This window comes from Thermostilla marina, from assembly GCF_054657455.1.
This window is the reverse complement of sequence record NZ_BAAHYR010000001.1, coordinates 3,552,979-3,576,352: the sequence shown is the minus strand read 5'-3', so window position 1 is coordinate 3,576,352 and position 23,374 is coordinate 3,552,979. Positions and strand designations below refer to the sequence as shown.

General features: G+C 59.3%; 9 protein-coding genes and 1 tRNA gene. 8 read left to right on the top strand and 2 right to left on the bottom strand.

Annotation, left to right across the window (positions count from 1 at the left end; genetic code table 11):
* Nucleotides 1-105 precede the first annotated feature (105 nt).
* The 8 genes from aroE to ACYQ2I_RS13010 all read left to right on the top strand — a co-directional run bounded on the left by aroE (nt 106) and on the right by ACYQ2I_RS13010 (nt 21,228).
* On the top strand, nt 106-1,587 hold the full coding sequence (gene aroE / locus ACYQ2I_RS13045; protein ID WP_460167459.1) for a shikimate dehydrogenase: 1,482 nt from the start codon (nt 106-108) through the stop codon (nt 1,585-1,587).
* Between the two features lie 68 nt (nt 1,588-1,655).
* On the top strand, nt 1,656-2,189 hold the full coding sequence (locus ACYQ2I_RS13040) for a shikimate kinase (protein ID WP_460167458.1): 534 nt from the start codon (nt 1,656-1,658) through the stop codon (nt 2,187-2,189).
* Nucleotides 2,186-3,436 (top strand): prepilin peptidase, encoded by a 1,251-nt coding sequence (locus ACYQ2I_RS13035; protein ID WP_460167457.1) that lies wholly within the window; start codon nt 2,186-2,188, stop codon nt 3,434-3,436. Before ACYQ2I_RS13040 ends, ACYQ2I_RS13035 begins: the two co-directional genes overlap by 4 nt.
* A gap of 212 nt (nt 3,437-3,648) precedes the next feature.
* Nucleotides 3,649-4,488: an OmpA/MotB family protein gene (locus ACYQ2I_RS13030; RefSeq protein ID WP_460167456.1), complete on the top strand. Its 840-nt coding sequence runs from the start codon at nt 3,649-3,651 to the stop codon at nt 4,486-4,488.
* A gap of 548 nt (nt 4,489-5,036) precedes the next feature.
* On the top strand, nt 5,037-8,441 hold the full coding sequence (locus ACYQ2I_RS13025) for a family 43 glycosylhydrolase (protein WP_460167455.1): 3,405 nt from the start codon (nt 5,037-5,039) through the stop codon (nt 8,439-8,441).
* 348 nt (nt 8,442-8,789) lie between these two features.
* Nucleotides 8,790-8,862, top strand: a tRNA-Lys gene (locus ACYQ2I_RS13020).
* Between the two features lie 926 nt (nt 8,863-9,788).
* Nucleotides 9,789-13,514 (top strand): hypothetical protein, encoded by a 3,726-nt coding sequence (locus tag ACYQ2I_RS13015; protein ID WP_460167454.1) that lies wholly within the window; start codon nt 9,789-9,791, stop codon nt 13,512-13,514.
* The gene (locus ACYQ2I_RS13010) at nt 13,507-21,228 is read left to right on the top strand and encodes a hypothetical protein (RefSeq protein ID WP_460167453.1); all 7,722 of its coding nucleotides are present in this window, start codon (nt 13,507-13,509) and stop codon (nt 21,226-21,228) included. The genes ACYQ2I_RS13015 and ACYQ2I_RS13010 overlap by 8 nt, the downstream gene beginning before the upstream one ends.
* A 65-nt stretch (nt 21,229-21,293) precedes the next feature.
* On the opposite strand, the gene ACYQ2I_RS13005 is transcribed toward ACYQ2I_RS13010, so the two are convergent.
* On the bottom strand, nt 21,294-22,202 hold the full coding sequence (locus tag ACYQ2I_RS13005; protein WP_460167452.1) for a DUF58 domain-containing protein: 909 nt from the start codon (nt 22,200-22,202) through the stop codon (nt 21,294-21,296).
* Nucleotides 22,203-22,247: 45 nt separating this feature from the next.
* A complete protein-coding gene (locus tag ACYQ2I_RS13000) occupies nt 22,248-23,291 on the bottom strand; it encodes an AAA family ATPase (protein WP_460167451.1) in 1,044 nt (347 codons plus the stop codon).
* Between the last annotated feature and the right edge of the window lie 83 nt (nt 23,292-23,374).

The window sequence follows — 23,374 nt, the reverse complement described above, 5'->3', positions numbered from 1 at the left end:
CACGAGCGTGCGAATGGTCGGAAAAGCGGCTCGATCGCAGAAACGATAACCGAAGACGGGCGGGCAATCGCCCGCCGGATCTCAAGACCACACGGCCGAACGAACATGATTTGCGTCAGTGTTGCACGGGGACGCCACCGGCACATGATTGCCGAATACCGGCACATGGCCGAGCAGGGCGCCGGACTTGTCGAACTGCGGATCGACTACATTCGCAGTTCGGTGAATATCAAGCGGTTGATCCAGGAGCGGCCTTGTCCTGTCATCGTGTCGTGTCGTCGCGAGCGGGACGGCGGACGTTTTTCAGGAACCGAGGAGCAGCGGCTGTTGCTTTTGCGGACGGCGATCGCCGAAGGTGTCGATTATGTCGACCTGGAGGACGATATCGCCGGGCAGATTCCCCGTTTCGGGCCGACCAAGCGAATCATCAGTCATCACGATTTTCGGAAGACGCCCGACAACCTGGAAGAAATCCACGCACGCATGGCGGCGATGGATGCCGACATCGTGAAGATTTGCACGATGGCGAACCATCCGCAAGACAACTTCCGCATGCTCGAATTGGTGTCGAAGGCGAACGTGCCCACGGTCGGGTTCTGTATGGGCGATATCGGTATACCGTCGCGTATTTTGTGCGGGAAATACGGTTCGCCGTTCACCTATGCGACCTTCCATCAAGAACGGGCGCTGGCGCCGGGGCAGCTCAGCTTCGATCAAGTGAAGAACGTGTATCGTTTCGACGAAATCAACGCCGAAACGGAGGTCTACGGCGTCATCGCCGACCCGGTCGGTCACAGCTTGAGCCCCCTGATCCACAACGCCGGCTTCAAGCAGGCAGGACTAAACAAGGTCTACCTGCCGATGCGGATTCCGCGGGAAGACGTGGCGGATTTCATCGATCAGGCCGAGAAATGGGACATCAAAGGCCTCAGCGTGACGATTCCGCACAAAGAAGCCGTGATTCCCAAGTTGACCAAGGCCGAAGCCTCGGTGAAGGGCATCGGTGCTTGCAACACGATCGTCTTTCAAGACGGCCAACGACTGGGCTACAACACCGACTGTAAAGCTGCCATCGACAGTATTCAAGCGGCGTTGGGACGGAAAGGTCCCGACTGCCTGAAAGGCTCGAAAGCACTAGTACTCGGGGCCGGGGGCGCCGGGAAAGCCGTGGCCTTCGGGCTGCTGCAATGTGGGGCCGACGTCGTCGTCACCGACGGCGACGCGGAAAAGGCGAGGCAGCTCGCCGAACGGTTCCGTTGCCGGTTTGTCGAGTGGGACGATCGTTATGACGTCGAGCCCGACTTGCTCGCCAACTGCACGCCCATCGGTATGCACCCGAACGTCGACGAAACGCCGTTTGCTTCGGACCACCTGCGGACGAGCATGCTCGTCTTCGACGCGGTATACAATCCGGAAAACACGCTGCTGATCAAAGAGGCGAGGGCCCGCAACTGCAAGGTCGTGACGGGCGTGGAAATGTTTGTCCGTCAGGCGTGCCTGCAATTCAAGTTGTTCACCGGCCGAGAAGGTCCGGCGCAATTGATGCGTGAGGTGATCAAGCGGGCGACTTCAGCCGCTAAGTGGTGAAACGCACCGTTGCAAGTGTGAGCATTTCCCGGTAAAGGAATTTTCGTGTCGATTGTCGACAATAGACCATGAACTTGATACTCATCGGATATCGCGCAACCGGAAAAACGACTGTCGCTCGTCTTTTGGCCGAACGGTTAGGCTGGGAATGGCATGATGTCGACCCTGAGATCGAACGTGAGGCCGGCAAGCCGATCGATCGCATCTTTGCCGAGGACGGGGAACCGCATTTTCGGGACATCGAGTCGCGCGTGTTGGCTCGCTTATGCGAGGGAAAGAGGCGGATCGTCGCTTGCGGCGGGGGAACTCCGCTGCGACCGCAGAATCAAGAGGTAATCCGCAAGGCGGGAAAGGCCGTGTGGTTGACCGCTACGCCCGAGACGATCCACCGGCGAATGACGCAAGATCCTTTGTCGGCCCAGCGGCGACCGAACTTGACGAACGTCGGCGGTCTTCAAGAGGTGATCGATCTGTTGGAAAAACGCTCGCCGATCTATCGCAAGGTGGCCGATTGGATCGTCGATACCGAGAATCGCTCGCCCGAAGAGATTGCCGAGGAGATCCTCACGCACTTTCGACCCTTCGTCGAGGGGAAAACGTGAACGGAATCGACGCGATTCCCGTCGGATGGCGATTGACGATTCTGGCCCTCGTCGGTTTTGCGGCAGGCGGGGCAGCCAACGCCGTCGTCGAGTTGCTGCTTCAGCCGTATCGTTCTCAGCCGAAGGGCAAGGCTTCGGCGCCGCCGAAACGCCCTTCGTTTTTTGTGTATTTGGGGCTCGCACCGCACGAGTTTTTTTCGCGGGCTCGCCGGCTGCGTTTTTTTCTCGTCGCCGCTGCGTTCGCGACGGCGCTGCCACTCTTGTATTGGTGGGAAGTTCAACAGTGCCGTCACATCTTGTGGGAGGGGCCGTTGCCCGACCGCTCGACGCTGTACGCCATTTTCTCGGCGCACGCGGTGCTGGCTTGGCTGATGCTGGCGGCTTCGTTGATCGACTGGGATGAGCAGATCATTCCCGATGCGATCGTCGTGCCCGGCACGTTGATCGGCTTGGCATTGGCGGCGTCCCTGCCGTGGTCGCTGTTGCCCGATGTCGTTCGTCCGAACTTGGATAGCGGGTTTCCGTTTTTGACCGGTCCCGGGCGGGGCGGTGCTTATCGATTCTTGACGTTGGCTTCGCCTCGCGCGTTTCCTGACTGGCTGGCCGGAGGGGCTGATTGGAAGCCGCTGGCCGTTGCCTTGGCCTGCTGGTGGTTCTGGTGTCTTGCGCTGATGCCTCGCACGTGGTATAGCCGTCACGGTTGGCGCAGGGCCGTGGAATTGGCATTGGCTCGATTGTGCCGTTCTCGATCGACATACGGCTTGGCCGGGCTCGGCGTGGTCGGATCGGTGGTGATTGCCGTCGTGTGGAAGCTCGACGGGCATCACTGGCAGGGGCTTCTTTCGTCGCTGGTGGGGATGATCGCCGCGTTTGGAATCACGTGGATTATCCGGATCGTCTTCAGTCTCGTCCTGGATCGTGAGGCGATGGGGTTCGGCGACGTGACCCTGATGGGGATGATCGGCGCGTTTTTGGGGTGGCAGGCTTCGTTGATGGCCTTTTTCGTGGCGCCGTTCTTCGGCTTGGCGTTGGGGCTTGTGATCCTGATTGCGACTCGAGATCACCGCATTCCCTACGGACCATTCTTGTGTTTGGGGGCGGCGACGGTGGTCATCTTTTGGTCGGGAATCTGGAGCGGCACGGTAAGTTGGTTTGCGTTGGGGCCGGTGCTCATTTTGCTCTTGGTTACGTGTATCGTGGGTTCGGCTTTCATTTTGTTGCTTTGGCGTTTTCTTCGCGGAGCCTAAAGAGTTTTTCTGCTTTTCCTGGATTGCCTATTTTCTTTTCCGGCTCGCCGAGGGTTGCAAAAAAACCGTCTTGTTTCGACGGTGGGCAATTGCTACCATCCTCGCCATCGCCGTAGAGGTTGCGACGACGTCGCAATAACGTGCCGCCCGCTTTCGGACCGGTTGCGCGGCCCGGCGATTCGGCCGATCACCTCCTTGCACGTGTTTTGGGAATGAACACAAAGCGTGCTCTCATCCAACATGGCTGGCTATGGTTAGCGGTTTCGGCCGTATTTCTTGCGGGTTGCGCGCAAAACGGCGGCCTGTTGAGTTCGACACAAACCGAGGAATGGAAAAAGCAACAACTCGCGATTTCCCGCCAACTGGATGAGTACCGGACGAAAGCGGCAACGCTCGACCGCGACAATCAGCAGCTCCAAACACTACTCGCCGAAGCCAATCAACGCACCAAGACCGCCCAGGAACAACTCGAGTTGTTACGGCAGCAACTAAAGGACACGACCGAGCAGCTCGCGCAGGCGAAAAAGGCGGCGGAGGAATCGCAACGGCAGGTACAAACGCTCACCGCCTCGCTGCATCGGCAAGGAAGCGTGGCGATCGATCCCAATAACAGTCTGTTGGATACCCTGCCGATGGTAAATGTCGGCGGAGCCGAGGTGATCCGCGACGGGGACGTCATCCGGATCATTGTTCCGGCCGATTCGTTGTTTGTCCCGGGGACGATGACGTTGCAATCCGGTGCGACCGAAATCATCTCGGCGATTGCCCGCGAAATTCTCAGACTCTATCCGGACCAGATGGTAGGGATCGAAGGTTTCACGGACAACGGGCCGATCGCAGGCAATTTGTGGAAAAACCACATGGAACTTTCCCTTTCGTGGGCGGCCGCCGTCCATCACGTGTTGGTAACGCAGACACGATTGTCTTCCGATCAACTCTTCGTCGTAGGTCACGGGGCGGCGCACCCTCGCGCGTCCAATGCAAGCGAGTCCGGCCGACGGACGAATCGCCGCGTCGAGTTCGTCCTCTATCCCGAACAGCGGCCGCGCTGAAGAACGTCTGGCGGAATAGGTCGTGATAGCGACCTTCGGTACCCACTTTCCGCATCGGCCGTAGGTTCCGGTCTTGGGCTTCCTCGACGATTTTTGCGTGCGCTTTGGATCGCAACTATAATTAAAACGCTGTGGGAAGGCTTCGAGATCGAGAAGCCTGTGGGGGATATTTTCGCAAGGGCCTACGGCGATTCGGTGAACGCGTTCTTTGCCGATTTTTCCGCAGGAATCCGCTAAGCGTGCGGCCTTGTCCATGAGGTTGGGCGTTTAAGAGCGGTTCCGCGTGGCTCTGCGCAAAATTTCTCAATCGCATGATACGACTGCGGCAGTTTTGGGACGGTTGAGGACGTGGCTCACCACTTTGCTACCGAAATGTTGCGCCGGCGGCATGCAGATGGTTGCTTCGACTGCACGCGGTAGAGACAATGCACACCGAACGTGCGACGGCACCGTGCCGGTGAATGCTTTGCGGCGAATTCCATGAAATGCAGATTCCCATCCCGAAGTGATCTCTTTGGGAACCCATGTAGAAAAAGGAAAGGATGTTGATGAGATCGTTGTACGCATTTTGGCTTTGGGCGGTTTTGTGGACGTTCTTCGGTGCAGGGGGGAACGGTCTCGGGCAGGAGATCGTCGATACCTGGCGGTTTATCGATCGACAACCGCCTCAGACTTGGAAAAACCCGACATTTGACGATTCCCGCTGGGCGGAAGGAAACGGAGGTTTCGGGACGCTGGAGACACCGGGGGCTCGTGTCGGCACGAATTGGGCGGGTCAGGAGATCTGGGCCCGAAAACGCTTCGTGCTCGACAAGTTGCCCGCCAAACCGGCTTTGCTCATGCATCACGACGAAGACGCCGAAGTCTACATCAACGGCAAGCTGGTCGGGGAATTCCCCGGCTTTTGGAAAGAGTATCGCGTTGTTCCGATCGAAGACCCGGCGGTTTTGGTGAAGGGCGAGAACGTGCTGGCCGTCCATTGTCGGCAGACGACCGGCGGCCAGTTCATCGACGTGCACGTGGTCGATGCGAATCATGTGCCGACGTTGCCCGAGCCTAAACGCAGCCTGAAGCCGTTTGTTTCCGAATTGATCACGCCCTGGGGCGAAAAGGTGACTCCCGAAAACGCGTGGCGTGAGTATCCTCGCCCTCAACTGGTGCGGACCGATTGGACGAACCTCAACGGGATTTGGCAATACGCGATCACCAGTGATCGTCAAAAGGCCGTGCCCGGCGAGTGGGACGGTGAGATTCTCGTGCCGTTCTGCCTGGAGTCCAAATTGGGCGGCGTCCAGCGTTTGCTGACGCCCGACGAAGCCCTGTGGTACCGACGCCCGTTTACCGTGAAGAAAACGCCCGGTCGTCGGACATTGTTGAATTTCGAGGCGGTCGATTACGCGTGCGAAGTCTATGTGAACGGAAAGCTTGTGGGGGCACACAAGGGCGGGTTTACGCCGTTTTCGTTTGATATTACCGATGCGGTCGTCGACGGCGACAACTTGCTGATCGTGAGGGTCGAAGACGAAACCGAAGGCTGGCAATTGCGGGGAAAGCAAACGTTGAATCCCCGCGGAATCTGGTACACGCAGGTATCCGGCATTTGGCAAACCGTGTGGCTGGAACAAGTGCCCGATGCCTACATTGCCGACCTGAAGATCACGACGGAAGCCGAGAAGGGCGTGATTCGAGTCGCCCCGATTACGAATCACAGGACCAAAGATCAGCGAGTTGAGGTGGTCGTCAAAGACGGTGATAAAGACGTGGCGCGGGCAGAAACCGACGGGGCATTGGTCGAGTTGACCGTGCCCGATGCGAAACTGTGGTCGCCCGACTCACCCCATCTTTACGATTTGGTCGTTCGGTTGTTGGATGCCCACGGAAACGTGGTCGATCAAGTGCGTTCTTACACCGGAATCCGCAGCGTCGGAAAAGTCAAAGACGAGAACGGCCATTGGCGGTTCACCTTGAACGGCAAGGTGATCTTCCACTTCGGCACCTTGGACCAAGGTTGGTGGCCCGACGGGCTCCTCACGCCGCCGTCCGACGAAGCGATCGTGGCCGACATTCAATTTCTGAAGAATGCCGGCTTCAACATGATGCGCAAACACATCAAGGTCGAACCGCGTCGTTATTACTATCACTGCGATCGGTTGGGCTTGATGGTTTGGCAGGATCATGTCAGCGGCGGCGCCAATCCGCCGTGGACCCGTTTGAAGCCCGATCCCGTCGATGCCGACTGGCCCGACGCCGAACATGCACAATTCATGCGTGAACTCGCCCGCATGATCGACACGCTCGAAAACCATCCCTCCATCGTCGTCTGGATCCCCTTCAACGAACGTTGGGGACAGCATCGAACGATGGAGGTCGGCGAGTGGGTCGTGCAACGGGATCCCACGCGACTGGTGAATATTGCCAGCGGGGGCAACTTCTGGCCGGTCGGAGATGTGGTCGATGCGCACGCGTATCCGCAGCCGCGTTTTCCCTTTGAAGATGGTGCGGGTGGACGATTCGACGACTTTATCAAGGTCGTCGGCGAATTCGGCGGTCACGGCTATCCTTTCCGAGAGCACTTGTGGGACGCGAATCGGCGTAACTGGGGATACGGCGGCCTGCCGCAAACCAAGGACGAATACGAACAGCGCTATCGAACCTCGATCGCACTGCTCGATGAATTGCGAAAACAAGGCATTGCCGGAGGCGTATACACGCAGACGACCGATGTCGAAGGTGAGATCAACGGTTTGATGACCTACGACCGAAAGGTCAAGAAGATGCCGGAGGCCGATCTGGCGGCGATCAATCGACGGTTGTACGAGCCGCTTCCCGAGACCGATTCGACAAAAGTGCAGCAGCGCGTAACCAAGACGGCCGTCGCAAAGCTGCCTGCGGTCATGTCGCCGGAGGAGATTCGACGGGGCTTGGCTTCCCACGATCGTGCTTTGTACATCAAGGCGGGATGGATCCGCGATCCGTACATCGTCTTGGGCCCCGACGACTATTACTACCTGACCGGAACCCAACCGAATCCGAACAATCCGCGCGAAGTCATTGAACCGCACAATACCGGCTTGGGCGAGGGAAGTATCGTCGGCGAGTACGTGCGGGTGTGGCGCAGCAAGGATTTGATCGAGTGGGAATACCTCGGTGAACCATTCAGCATTGCCGACAGCTTGCCGGCCAAAGTGCTGGGTAAGAAGCCCGATCGCCGATTGATTTGGGCACCTGAACTGCATTGGACGGGCGATCGTTGGACGCTGGTGCATTGCCCGTCGGTTGTTTCGACGTTCGCGTTGTCGGCGGGGCCCGAAATCGGCGGGCCGTGGGAGTATCCCCTGGGCGAAAACCAGCCCCGCATGCACGACCCGTCGATGTTTCGCGACGAGGATGGGACTTGGTATTTGTTGTGGGGAAACACCGTGATTGCACCGTTGGCTCCCGACTTTTCGCAGTTGACGGCCGAACCGGTGCGAATCGATCCGGCCGGGTATCGAATTCATCCGGTGACCGGCGAGAAGATCAACCGGATCGGCCACGAGGGCGCCACGATGAAAAAGATCGGCAACAAGTACGTCCACTTCGGGACTGCGTGGTCGACCGACCAGGGACGCAAGGGAACGTACAACCTCTACTATTGCACGGCCGACAAGCCGACCGGCCCATTCGGACCTCGGCGGTTTGTGGGGCGCTTTCTCGGCCATGGGACACCGTTCCAAGATCGTGACGGCAAGTGGTGGTGTACCGCGTTCTTCAATGCGAATGTACCGCCGCTTACCCCCGAAGAAGCGCGCTCGCGCGATCTCAGTGACAATGCCTATACGATCAACCGCCAGGGGGTCACGATCGTGCCGTTGGAAGTGCGCGAGCTCGTCGACGGCGATGTCTACATACGAGCCAAGGATCCGAATTACGCGACGCCCGGGCCCGAGGAAGTCCAGAAGTTCGACCTGTAAACCGCTGTGCGGTGAATTCCACCGCCGACTTGCATGTCGACTCGAAACGCGAGGCGGAAGAATTCGTCGGCCACGATCAGCCGGGAGGCGTCCTGGTACCACAGGATGTCTCCCCGTTTTCGTGGCTTCGGGGGCTTGGCGACACGCTTTTCTCTGTTCGATCACGAATTTACGGTTCCGTCTTCAGACGTGTCCCCCTTGATCGGCGGACGGGGCGCTGTAAGATGTTATGCTGTCGTCACGCTAACCCGTTTCGCACGAAATCGGGCTTGTATGTTGTCGTACGATTTGCTGAAGGGTGCGGCAAAACAAAACCGATATTCTGCGAGGTTGTGGTCGACTGCCGGAGAGGCTGTAGCTCAGCCGGTAGAGCAACGGACTTTTAATCCGTAGGTCTGGGGTTCGAATCCCCACAGCCTCACTTGCGATAGATGCCTGCGGTCTTTCCCAAAGCCGGTGACCGCAGGCGTTTTCGTGCGCTTCGGCGGCTTGTGACGCACGAATGCAGGCCGGCGTCCGGCCTGGTGTTTCTTGGGGGGCTCGCCCCCCCTGTGTTGTGCCCTTGGACTCCTTAGTTTTCTTGTCCGGGATCGGCGGATTGCACGCGGATCGGGCAGGCTTCTCGATACACGACCTTATCAGGCCGAATTTCTCCATAGTACTCGTGAACTTCTTGCGTCGGCGGTGCGTCCAAACGGCACATCACGGCAACGTAAATGCATCACCGGGGAGCGCAATGAGAAAAGGGGGGATTCCTCCAGTTTACGGGAATACCACCTTTGCGCCGCGGATCCTATCCGCAGAATGCGATGGCTCGCTTTCCGAAGCCGTTGGTGGGAGCACCGGGGATCAATTGCTTGGGTTGCGCCTGCTGCGACGGTTGTACCGAGCGCGCCGACGACTCTCAGTCTCGGGCCGTCGTGCGGGCATGCGGCGAGCTACGTTTGCAAAAGGAAACGAGGCGTAGATGTTGGGGCGTGCGACGCATTGGGCCTCGTCACTCGTGCGACATTTCCCGCGAGCGGGTAACAGCCGACCATTTCGCATGCCGTAGGAGTAACGAGCATTCTTTCTCTTGGCAGGATGCCAGAAGATCCCTCCCTCGCCGTAATGGGCGATTGCCGAAATAGATCGATTTTCAGGTAACGCGGGCATCGCGTCCCGTTCGGCCGAACATTTTCCTCCATGAATCAAGGTGGAGTCATGACGCTTCTCGGCAATTCTCGCTTCCGGTTGTATTCCTCGCTTTCCTACTGCGGACAATCATTGCCGCCGATTGTTCGTGCAGGGGGTTATGCGGCGGTTTTGGTATCTTTATTCGTTTGTCTCGGCTTGCGGTCGGTACCGGTGCGAGCTGAGGAAGCCTCCGAAACGCCGGCTGCGGTGGCCGAGACGGCTTCGCCGTCGCGTGAAACGGCACAGCCGGCCGATGCCGAATCGACCGCACCGGAAGACGACTCGTTCCGCGAGCGGACAATCTACATTCCCTACGACAAATTGCGCGAGGTTTTCGAGCGGGAAGGCCGCGGTGTTTACTTGCCGTACGAAGAATTTCGCGCCTTGTGGGAAGCGGCACGAGGCGAGCCGGAAGTCACACCTGAACCGGAATCGCCCTACGGTGCGTTGATCAACGAGGTTCGTAACGACGCATCGATCGAGACCGACGTAGTGCGCGTCAAGTCACAGTTGAGCATCACGTTGCTGCATAAAGGGTGGTTGACCGTGCCTGTCCGATTGGGCGACGCCGCGATCGTATCGGCCACTTGCGAGGGAAAACCGGCTCGACTCATCTCCCAGCAAGACGGTTACGCGTTGCTGCTTGAGCACAAGACCAAAGAGCCGCAAGATGTGACCGTCGAAATCGAGTTCGCGAAGGCGATCACTCGATCGCCCGGGAAAAACGCAGTTTCGTTTCAGGTTCCACAGGCGCCGATCGCTCGCTGGACCGTCCACATCGCGCAGCCGGGAATCAAAATGCAGATCACACCGATACTGGCGGCCACAGAGGCGCCGGAGAAGCCGGAATCGCCGGAAACGCCTTCCGACGCATCGGTGTTGTTGGCATTCGTCGGCGCCACACCGACGGTTACGCTCGAGTGGACGCCCAAGGCTGAAGGGGCGGCGGGGCTGGAGGCGCTGGTGAGCGTCGAGACCAAGACGCAAATGGTGATGGCCGAAGGCGTCGTTCGAACGCGGGCGGAGTTCGATTACACGATTCGTCGCGCGGCAGTCGACAAGCTCGACGTCGCCGTACCAGCCGATCAAAAGATCGTTTCGGTGTTCGATCCGAACATTCGCCAATGGTCGGTGCAACCTTCTGAAAAAGAGGGCGACCCGCAAGTTCTCTCGATCGTTCTTTTCGATCCCGCGACGCAGTCGCAGCATCTAACGATTGAATTGGAAAAGATTCTCGATCGCCAATCCGAGGTGTCGTTGCCCGTCCTGGAAGCCCGCGGTGTCGTCCGCCAGCAGGGGATCGTGGTTGTCGGGACCGAACAAGGCCTACGAGCGGAAGTCGTCGATCGGAAGGGCCTATTGCAAATCGACACGAACGAGGTGCCTCAATCGCTGAAGGAGGGGAACTGGAAATTCGGTTACCGATACGTGGCATTGCCGATCGAGGCGACATTCCGATTGGAGAAAGTGCAGCCGTTGGTTCACGCCAAGAGTTGGGCTGCCGTCGACATCGGAACGACGACATACAGTTTTACCGGCTTGACGCAATTCGATGTGCAGCGGGCGGGCGTTTTCCAACTGGCGTTGGAGGTGCCGCCGGAAATCCCGGTGAAGGTGTTGAATGTGCGAGGTGCAGACGTCGGCGGCACGCCGGTGCAGGTCGAACGCGTCGTTCGCGATCCCGATGATCCGAACCGCGTGTTGATCGATCTTTCTCGCCAGGCTTTCGGAAAGGTCGGCTTGCAATATCAGTACTCGGTGGCGTTCGATTCCAAGCGAGAATTGCAAGAGGTCGGACGAAAAATCGAGCTGACACCGGCGATTTCGCGGCCCGACGACGCCTCTGTCGAATCGAACGAAGGGGCTGTTGTCGTTCGCGCCGCTTCCAGTTTGTTGTGTGTACCCAAGCAGGTTCGCAACTTGCGGCCTGTCAGTCCGGAAGAAGCCTATGAAGGCTTGCAGGGTGACCGAGCAGGGCTGATCACCTCGCCGGGCAGGAATGTTCTCATTCAGGCATTCGCTTGGGCACAAGAGTCGCCGACGGTGACGTATACGCTCGAACGCCGCAAACCGCAGGTTGAAGTGCGGCATCTTCTCACCGTCGCCGTTGAAGACCGGGCGATTCGCTATACGGACGAATTCCGTTTCGACGTGCAGTACGGGGGCGTCGAGTCGTTCCGCATCGACATTCCTGAAGTCTTGGCCGATGAGTTTCGATTGACCACACGCAACTTTCGTGAGGAACGCATCACGCCGGATCCCGATGACCTCGAACCGGGGTATCAAGCATGGAAGTTCTCCGGGCCGCAAGAACTGTTGGGCAGTTATACACTCACTCTCACATGGACCCGCGAATTGTCGAACGAGCTCGACAAGGCTCGCGACGTGCCCGTCGATGTGCCGCGATTGATACCCCGCAACGTGGAACAGTCGTGGGGGCAAGTTGTCGTCCTGAAGGCCGAAAACATCGACGTTCGCGATGCACCGGGCGCCGAAGGCGTACGTCCGATCGATCCCCAGCACGACCTGATGGACGGGCTGCAATTTGAGAATGCCGCGGGCGCTTTCGAATTCCACGGGCCGTGGACGTTGCAACTACTGGCGACACGCTACCAAGTTCATCCCGGTAAGCCGACCGGCATCGAACGCGGCTTCGTCCGTGTGGTCGTGACCCGATCCGGTACGATGAGCGTGCAGGCGATTTACCGACTGCGGAGCGTTCAGCAGCGGTTGGCCGTCGAACTGCCCGAGGGGGCCGTGTTGGACGCCGAACAGCGGTTGAACGGCAATCGGTTCCATCCCGAGACGACGATCGATGAGACGGAACCGAATGCTGCGGCATCCGAAGCAGCAGACGCCGTCACGACCGAAGCCGAGTCGGCCGCTGCGCCGGCGGAAACGCCCGACGACGGCAGGACGCGGCGGCGATATTACGTCCCCTTGGTGGGAACCGAACCCGGCGAACCGGTCGTGCTCGAACTGCGTTACACGTTGCCGGGAGACGGGAGTGAGATTCCGCTACCTACGTTTCCAATCGATTCCGACGTCCAACCGCAGGCACCTGCCGTTCAAAAGATTTACTTGGGGATGTACCTGCCGGAAGAAATCTGTCTGTTTTCGCACAACGGCACTTGGACCGAGGAATTCACGTGGTCGCGTCTTCGGTTGGATCTGCGGGCTATGCCCGCAGTGAACGACAGTGACTTGCTCGAATGGGCGAGTGAGGGTGTTTCGGTGGGCACGTTTCCGACCGATGGAACGTTTTACGTTTTCTCGGCCGTCGATCCTCGCGACACACCTGAACAACGACTTCGTCTGACGCTGGTCGACAATCGGGTCTTGCATTTGATAGTTGCAGGGTGTGCTCTGTTGATCGGTATCGTGTTGTTGCCGTTCGGTTGGCGTACGCGAACCCTGGCGATAACAGGGCTCGTTGTTGCGTGGATCGTAATGTGGATCGTTGCACCGATTCCGGCGCAACAGATCGTCGGCAAAGGAATGGCGGCCGGAGCTGTCATCGTCGTGATCGTCTGGGGACTCCAGTGGGCGCGGCGATTGTTCCAGATCGTGTCGCGTTGGAAACCACCGCTTCCACCGCGAGACGGAGAACAGAGCGACGTCCCGCCGCAAGCTCCGGATGGTGATCACGGCGTCACGGAAGCCGAGCTTGTGGAACCCGAACGCGACGTCGAGCCGGTCGTCGACGCGGTTCCGACCGACGAAGAAGACACGCCGTTGTCGGACGACGACATACTCTTGGAGCCCGACTTCGACGAAGAGGACGATTCGTCGGGAGACATCGTGCTGGGGGACCCCTCGGAGGCGGATGACGACGAGCCCGCAGCGGGCGACGAGCACGCTGACGATGAGGAGCAGGAGGGCGACCGCCATGCGTGAGCATCATACATCGTGTACTCAAACCGATCGGGAATGCGAGAAGGCCGCGTGGCGAATACCCGGATGGCGCGCCGGACGCTTTGGCGTATTGAGTTTTACTGCCTTGGTGGTGTCGGTGTTGCTTGCAGGGGCCGTCACTGCGCAGCCGCAGGAAGTTCGGGAAATCTACGTGCCGTATGAGGATCTCAACGTTCTCTTGCAGCAAGCGCCGCGACGGGTGCTCGTCGACCGCGAAGAGTATGCGCGCTTGTTGAAAGCGGCGAAGGTGGAAGACGATACGGACCTGCCGCCGGTGGCGGGGGCGGCACTTTCGGCGGAACATCGTATCCAGGTTGTCGACGGGCGTGTGTTGTTGCGATCGTCAATCGTGTTTGAAGCCTTGAAAGACGAGCTTCAGGCCGTCCAGTTCGGTATCGACGGTGTGGGGCTGATTGCGGCGACGATCGACGGAAAACCGCTTCCCGTCGCCCGTCCCGATCCCGGCCGGCTGATCGCGTTTGTCGAAGGTTCCGGCCTGCATCGTCTGGAATTGATGTTTACCGCACCGTTGCAAACGACGGCCGCGGAACAATGGTTTCGCTTCCGCCTGCCGTCGGCGGCTGCCGAGCAAACGACCCTGGAGGTTGCCGGCGATGTGGAAGTGAAATCGGGGGCGAGCGTGGTGTCTCGGCGGTATGACGAGGCTGCTCGAAAGACCGTATTCGAAATCGTGTTGCCGAAACAAACCGTCGAGCTGCATTTGTCGCTCAATAGCCACACGTTGCAAGAAAAGGCACTAATCTTGGGACGGTCGGTGTTGGTCGACCGGGTTACCCGCGCCTACGAGCAACTCGACGCCGTCGTCGCCTTCGACATTCGGCATCGCGCCGTGCAGCAACTCGATTTGAGCATTCCCGGGGGATTCGAAGTCACCAAAGTCACGTCGCCGAGCTTGGCTCGCTGGGAGCTGGTGGAGTCGGGAGACACACGGCTTCTTCGATTGCACTTGAGGGAAGCGACGGCCGAGCCCGTTTCGTTCCAAATCACGCTGTTGCGCACGCCCGTCCAATTGGCGAACTGGTCTTTTCCGAAACTGGAACCGGTCGACGCCATCATGCGCACGGCCGTGGTCGGTTTGCTCTTGGACGAGCGGCTGAACGCCGAAACGATTTCGACAACAGGGGTGTTGCCGATCGATGCGGCGGCGGTCGGCGACGTGGCCACCGCGGGCGAAACGACCCCTCGGTGTCGGCCTCTCGCTGCCTGGTACGCGCCGACGGCCGATTACGCCGTAAGCGGAAACTTCTTCGAGCCCGAGCCCGAGTTGGACTGCATTGCAAACGCGCTATTGAGTGTTCGCCGACACGGCCTGGCGGTCCAGGGTGAATTCTTCCTGACGCCGCGCGTCGAACGGTTGGTAGAGTTTGCATTCCGCATGCCTTCGCAATGGCAAATCGAATCGGTGTCCGATTATCAGGGCCGCGCCTTGGCATACGAAGTGTATTCGGAAGAGGGTGGGACCAAGCGGGTCGAAGTACGCTTGCCCGTCGCCGTGGAACCCGGCGAGCAGGTGCGAGTCGACTTCGTCGCCAAAAATGTTCCCAAGGGCTGGTTGAACGAATGGACGGGGAAACGAACGATTCGTTTTCCGAACTTCGAGGGCGTCGGGACGACGCGCACCGTCGGTGCCATAGCCGTGCGGGAAGAAGACGACTTGGCTGTTCGACCGATCGCAACCGATCGTCTCGTGGCTTTGAGCGAGAAAGAAAAAGCCGACTTCGGGCTGGCGGCAGTTGAAACGAGGCTGGCTTACCGATTCGATGGAACCGACTTTCGTGCGACGTTCGATGTCGAAAAGACCAAGCCTCGAATCACCGCCTGTACGTACGCGTTCTTGCGGATTCAGCCCGACGGATTGGTGCCGCGCTACGAAATCGACTATTTCGTAGATCGTGCGGCGTGCGATGAATTGGCGTTCGTGCTTCCGAAGGAAACGCCTCCGAGTATCGACGTCTTCGGACTAGATGACGTCGAGATCAAAACCTACGTCGCCGAGGAAACGACTTCGGGACGACGTTGGAAAGTGACGCTCAAGGATGAGCGACGCGGACGCGTTCGGCTGGTGGCGGAATTCCGTATGCCCTTGCCGGAAGAGCAGCTCGAAAAATGGTTATTGCCGTTGTTGGAGCCCGAGGCGGCTTTTCGTTCCGGCTTCGTTGCGGTTGAGGGGCATGGTGAGCTCGAGGTGGAGATCGCCTCGAACGCCCGCAGTGTCGACATCGGCGAGTTGGTCGATGCCGAATATCAACCCGGCCGACAGATCTTGGGGGTGTACAGTTTTGTGGGGCACCGACCGACGGTCATTGCTTCGGTTCGACGATTGTCGGAAACGGCCGTGTCTGCGGCGCCGCCCGCCGTAGCAAAAGACTTGAAGGCCGTGAGCGTCATGGAGCTCGACGGCGCAGTTTCGACGCAGGTCACGTATCACGTGATTTGTAAGACTCCGTATCTGGCCATGCAGCTGCCCGGCAAATCGGAATTGTGGTCGGTCGCCGTGGACGGCAAACCGTTGCGTCCGCAGGAGAGAGATGGTCGATTGCTCTTGAGCATGGCGACCGACGACGCTTCTGCCGGTGGTGAGCGCGCCTTGGAAGTGTGTTACCGTCAACGAAAGCGACCGTTGGGAATGTGGGCCTCGGCCGTCGTCGAATTGCCCGCGTTGATGTTGCCTGAGCAGGATACGACCGGCAATCGCGATGTGCCGATTGCGGATGCCGAATGGTCGGTCCATGTGCCCAGACAGTACGAGGTCGTGCGCTGGGGGCCGCGGGGATATCGCATTACGAAACGTCGCTCGCCGGTTTTGCTGTCCATCGCAAAAGGATTTGCGGCCGCGTGTACCCCGATTGTGATCGGGTGCGGTGCCGCGGGGATGAGTGAGCCTCTGCCGACCGCAACCGCACCGGTTCAGGATGGGCTGGAAAAAGCGGTGGGGGATTTCGAGACGGGAGCCGAACTGCCGCAAGCCGCCGAAGAGATGCCGATGGAAACGGCCGACGAAGCTTTGGCCGAGGAGGAGGCCGCTGAAGCGGAGCCGCCGGTTCCCGAGGCACCGGTCGAAATGCAAGCGGCCGTTCCGCGGGCGGATCGCGACGAAAAACGTGCGCAGGTAGAACAACCGCAGCACAAGGCCGAGGGAGCCGTAATGTACGCGGGATTCCGGACGATGACCTTCGTTCCGGAAATGCTTCCCCGATACTACCACGAAGTCGATGTGCGATTTTTGGGAGAGTCTCCTTCGATTCAGATCGACGGCGTTGCCGCGGGGGGGCTCGAAGGCGCCACGTGGATCGCCGTGTTGCTGATCGTCATGTTCGCCGTCGTGTTGTATCGGCGGGGATTTCGGCTCAAGTGGCGTTGGGCGCTGTTGCTCATCGCTGCGGGAACGTTCCTTCCGTTGCTTCCGGGGCTTGACATGGCAGCACCGATCGGCGATGGAGTCGTGATCGCCGTCGTCATCTTGATGGTCGTCGATCCGCTATGGCGTGTGGCTTCCCTGTTCGTGACCGGCGTGGGGCGACTGCTCGTCGGCGGAATCGTTCGCGTGTATTGGTGGGCGGTGTCGTCGAAAGCCGGAAGCTGCATACTGCCGATCGTCGTCGCGCTGGCATGCCTCTTTCACGGCCGAGCCGTGCAGTCGCAGCAACCGGAGAAGTCTGTCGAGCACGATGGGGTCGTCGTCCAGGTGATTGACGCCCTCCCGCCGCTTGACGTACCCGAAGACGCGTTGTTGGTGCCCTATGATCCCGAGAGCGGATTGCCTCGTGACGCGGGGAATGTTTGGGTGCCGTACGACCGGTACCTGAAGTTGTTGGAAGCGACTCATCCGCGTCCGCAGCAGCTGCCGAAACCGCCCACCAAGTTCGCGGTATCTCCGGCGACGTTGACGGGCACCGCAAGTACAGGTGATTCGCTGGAAGTGACCCTCGACGTTGAAGTCACCGTGTTCGTCGACGAGCCGGTGGAGTTGCCGCTTCGGCCCGCGGGGGCCGGGGTCGTTGAAGCCGTTGTCGACGGAAAACCGGCGGTCGTCGGTCTGGCCCACGTCACACCGGACGACAAGACAAACCGGCAGGCACCGCATCCTGGGGGCTCACAAGTGGTCGTCGTGCGCTTCGGGGGCAAGGGAACGCACCGGTTGCAACTTCGTCTTCAGGTTCCGTTGCAGCGTGAAGGGGGATGGCGCGTAGCCGATTTTGTAATCGGCGGATTGCCGGGTGCGCAGTTCGACCTCCATGTGCCGGAGGCGGAAACCGAGGTGCGTTTCAGCGGCCAGCCCGATCGGGCTGATTACGTGACCTCGCAAGACGGGGAACACGTGGTCTCGGCCGTCGGTATGGATGGACATGTCGTGTTGCGATGGCGTCCCAAGATCTTGGCCGGACGAGTGGACCGCGCTTTGTCTACCGATGCGTCCATCCTCTTCCAGGTCGCCGAAGAAGGAATTCGCGTCGTGTGGGATACGGCGATTAGTTTTCCTCAATCGAAACGCGATGCCTTTCAGCTCAAAATTCCTGCCGGTTGGCATGTGTTGAGGGTCGAAGGACCAAACGTTCGAGGATGGGAATGGCGCCGTAACGAGGCCGGCGGCTCGGACACGATCGAGGTCGACCTGCTCGCGATGGCTGAAGATGCCGAGCACATTACCGTGGAGCTTCAACGCGGCGTATCGATCGGACATCAACCGACGCAACTCGACGTGCCGCAATTGGCGCTCGACGGGGCTGCGATCTCGCAAGGAACGATCATCGTACGTCGAAGTCCGCGTCTCGATCTCCAGATTCGAGAGACGGAAAACGTGACGTCGATCGATACGGCGAACTGGAAGCCGTCTGAGGCCGTCGTGCGGGCGTCCGCAGAGAGTCCGCTGGAACCGGTGGTCCATGCCGGATATCGATTTCAATCGGGCGATTATCGCATCACGATGCAAGCCGTGTCGAAGCAGCCGCGATTCGTTACGAGAATCGATGCTCTTTACCGTATCGGAACGTATCAACGTACATTGGAGGCGAGATTCGACATCAACGAAGTGAACCGGGTTCCGTTTTCGCATGTGCGCTTTGCATTGCCGCCGACGATGACGTCGTTGGACGATGTTTCCGTGCCGCCTGAGTGCAGTTGGTCCACCTCACAAAGCGAAGGACGCACGATATTGCACTTGTGGATGCCTCGTGGTGCCGTTCAAAACGTCAATGCCGTTGCGACGATGACGCTTCAACGTGAGCCTATCGGCGGCGAAATCGACGTGCCCGCGTTCGATTTCTTGGAGGGCAATGCGGCCATGCGGATGGCCGTGTTGATCGACCCGGTTTATCGGCTGCGACCGCTGGAATTGGAAGGTATGCGTCCGCAGCCGCTCGAGTCGGCTTCATGGGTACGTAGCGAATTGCGGTCCTTCGTGCAGTTGATATTGGCGTCGCAAGCGGAGGATGTGAAAGGACGTATTGCCGTCGAGCGGCGAAAGGCCGTGGTCTCGTATGACACGATCACCAATGTCCGCTTCACGGACCGAAGTATCGAAGACACAGTGTTGTTGGACTTCGATATCAAAGAGGCGGGGATTCGTGAACTGCGATTTTTATTGCCGGCCTCGATGCAAGGATGTCGGGTAGCGGCGCCGATGGTTCGTACAGAAGACATCGTCTTCGATGAAAAGGATCCGAACTCGCCGGTGGAAGTACGATTGACGTTCCAAGACGATGTGATGGACGACTTGCGAGTCTTGGTCCGGAACGACCGGTTGGTCGACGACCAACGCCACCCGGCACCCGTTCCATTTGCCGTGGCCGTCGACGACGGCATTGCGGTTCGCGCCGGTGAACGATATGTGACGTTGCAAAATGTGGGCCGTGACGAAGTTGTCGAGGAGACGGCCGAAGGTGTGGAAAAACTGACGCCCGAACGGCAAAAAGAATTGTGGCGCCGGATGCAGATCGGCGATGGAAAAGGATTCGTGACCGCGGCGTATCGCGTGCGTGCCGAACTCGCTCAGGCCGATCTCGCTTTTCGCGTCCGATCGCGGCCGTTGGCCATGACGTCGCCGGTGCGGATTCGCATGGCCGAATGTCTCCTGTCGCTGGGAGCCGATGGTGCCTACCGGGCCGAGCAAGTGTATTGGACGGAGAACCGATCCGAGCAGTTCTTGGTCGTCACGCTGCCGGAAAGTGCCCGCTTGTGGACGGCGATTGTCAACGGAAATCCCGTGAAACCCTTGGTAATGGACGGCGCCCGACCGGAGCGAATCCACGTTCCGATCGTTCGCACGGCACCCGGCGACCTGCCGTATCAAATCCAACTGAAATACGGAGGAACGATCTCGCTGTCGTCGTTGGTGACGCATGTTTCTTTTCCTCTGATTGAGCCGGAAGACGTGACGCCTGAATGGAGCCAGTTGCGATTGTATCTTCCCGACGAATTGCGCTGGCTGCATTTCGACGGGACGATGCGTGCGGTGGCTCCCGAGGAATTGGATGCCGGATTTACCGAGTTCGAGGCCCGAATCGTTCGGGATCTTGTAGAAACGGCAAGACACGGCGATCAGTTTTCGCGAGTTCGAGCGAAACAGAATGCCGGATTGTTTTCGTCGCTTACTTCGGAGTACGCCGACCGTCGGAGTTCGGGCGGGGTCATCGAAGAATCGCTTGCTCTGCTGCAGAATCTCGGCACCGAATACGATGATCAGGCGGAAGGCGAACGTGGTGCCGCCGCGCAGGTCGACAACACGGTTCAACTCGAGATGTTGTATCGTCAGCAGCGTGTCCGTCGGGGGAAAAACGTCGTCGAACGAGCGGTGTCGAACTGGGGGCTCGAAAGTAAGCCGTCCGGAGGGGCGGAAGCAGCCGGCGGGGCACGTGATGTCAACACCCGGTGGTTCGGGGAATTGGTCGGCAAAAAGGGACAGGCCGCTTCGGCGGCCAGCGGACCAATGCCGCAAGATCGCCCGACGACACCACCTCAAAATGCGCCCCTTCAAAGTCGTCGTCTTACAAGCCGATTCGAGGCGGCAGAAAAATCAAAGAGCGCTCCCGAATACAAGGAAAGTTACGAGGCCGAGATGGACGCATTGGGGCCGCAAAGAGCGAGGGCCGCAGACAAAGTCAAACAATACGAAGAACGATATTCGCAGGAAATTGCAGGCTTCGCCGGAGGAGGATTCGGCGGAGGCGTCGGTGGTGAGGCGATCGCCGGACGTCGCATGGACCGCGAAGTCGAGCAACTGGAACTCGGCCGGCAAGCGGGCGCAAACGAAGACGCCGCGCAGTCGTTTGCGATCGGCGGACAGCAGGTCGTTCCCCAATCACAGGAAGCCGGCATGTTGTTCGAAAATCTCACCAGCGTCGATGTTCCCATTCCGCGGCAAGGACGCGAATACACGTTCATCGCGCCGCAAGGTGCCGCACGAATCGGGGCATGGGCGGTCGACGAAGATACGGTGTCACGGGGACGGCAAGCCGGTGGGGCGACGGTTGTCCTGGTGTTGCTGCTGGCCGCCGGATACATCGTTCGCCGATACGTGGTTAAGTGGCAGCGATCCTGGTGGGGACGCGGCGCGTTTTTGATCGGCGGGTTGATCGGATTGTGTCTCGTTCCGGCTATCGGGCTGATGATGTTGTTGACGGCCGTTGGTGCGACGATCTACCACCTCTTCGGACAGACGGAACCGCAAAGTCGGTGACCGGACGCGTTGCGTCAAGAAGGCGATGCCATCGAGGCGTGTCTCTTTGATGAGGAAATCGGCCGTCAGCGGGCGTGGGGAATTTGCTCGCGACGGCTGAGATAGTCGGCCAGAGTTTCACCCATGTTTTCCGCGGTGTCGACGGGGACGAGTTCGACACGATTTCGACGGCAGATCTCGTCCAACGTTTCGAGGTAGGCGTCAAGTGCCTTGAGATAGGCGCGACGCAGGTCTTCCGGGCGGGTGAGCAGTTCATCCGCTTGTTCCAGACCGACGAATTTCACCATGCCCTCGAACGGAAACGTGCGCTCGTCGTGGTGCAGGATGTGAAAGACGACGACTTCGTGCCGATTGTACCGAAGTTGCTGTAAAGCTTCTTCCAAGGATTTGACGTCGGTGAAGCAGTCGCTGAAAAGCATCACGATTTCGCGTCTTCCGAAGCGGGCGGCGATTTCCCGGACGGCTGCGCCCAAGTCGGTCTTGCCTTGCGGCGCAACATTGTCGAGCGCCTCGGTCATCCGCACGATCTGCGCGAAGGAGTTGTTCGGCGGCACGTAACCGCGAATTCCGTCGTCCAGCAGTCCGAGCGAGGCCTTATCGCTTTGTCGGATGATCGTGTGCGCCAACGCACAGGCCAACTTCGAAGCGTAGTCCAATTTATTGGCCGAACCGTCGCCGTATCGCATCGACGCACTGACGTCCAACAATAGATGGCAAACGAAGTTTGTCTCCATTGCATATTGTTTGACGACGACGCGACGCCGGTTGAAATAGACCCGCCAGTCGATATGTTTGGGTTCGTCGCCGGGAACGTACTCCCGGTGGCCCATGAATTCCACGGCAAATCCTGAGAGGGGTGACCGATGGGATCCGGCCAGGTTGCCGTACACAAGGCCGCGAGGTTCCAAGCGTCGGCCACTGATACGGGCGAGAGCTTCGGGATCGAGATACCGGGAAAGGATGCTGCGTGCCATGGAACGAATCGAGTGGATCAAGGACGGGCCGAATCGACACGTCGATCAGCCGAGGGCGGGTTCTTCGGGACGCGAATATGTTCTGTCGGCCGGGACTGCCTCCAGGAGCATATCGATCAGGCCGTCGCTGGTCAGGTTGTGCGCCTGTGCCGAGTAGTTTCCCGCGATCCGATGGCGGAGAGCGGGTTTGACCAACGCCTGGACGTCGCCCATCGTGGCGTGAAAACGACCGTGAAGAGCCGCGCGCGCCTTGGCGCAGGTGATCAAGGTCAGTAGGCCGCGGGGGCCCGCCCCCCACGCTACCCAACGATCGACAAAATCAGGCGCGTCGGGCGTGCCGGGGCGAGACGATCGCACGAGCGTCCAAGCGTAGCCGAGCACCTGATCGGAGACCGGAATGCGGGTCACCAGTTGTTGAAAGGCAAGTAAGTCGTCGCCGCCCATCAGCGGCTCGATCGTGCCCATTTGACCTCCGGTGACGCGTCGCGCAATTTCCCATTCTTCTTCACCCGACGGATATTGCACCTTGATATACAGCAAGAAGCGGTCGAGCTGCGCTTCGGGCAGGGGATACGTACCCTCTTGTTCCAACGGGTTTTGAGTCGCCAAAACAAAAAACGGATCAGGCAAAGCGTGGGTGACGCCGCCGGTCGTGACCTGACGCTCCTGCATCGCCTCGAGCATGGCTGCTTGCGTTTTCGGCGGGGTGCGGTTGATCTCGTCGGCGAGGATCATGTTGGCAAAGATCGGACCGGGTAAGAATTTGTACTCGCGGGCGCCGGTTGCCGGATCCTCGTGAAGGATATCCGTTCCTGTTACGTCACTGGGCATCAGGTCGGGGGTAAACTGAATGCGCCGAAACGTCAGATGGGTCGCCTGGGCCAGCGAGCTGACCAGCAACGTTTTGGCAAGTCCAGGGACGCCTTCAAGCAACGCGTGGCCACGGGCGAGGACGGCGATCAAGATCTCCTCGATGACCTGTCTTTGGCCGACGATGACCTTGGACAATTCATCGCAAATGCGAACATAAGCTTGGTGACACCGTTCGACGGCAGCTTTATCTTCGCCGGAGATGGTATCGTGAGTCATGGTGGCTTCTCCAAAATCAATCGATGATTGTTCGGTGACGCGTGCTTCGGAATTCGATGTGATCAGTCTCGGTCGACGAACGT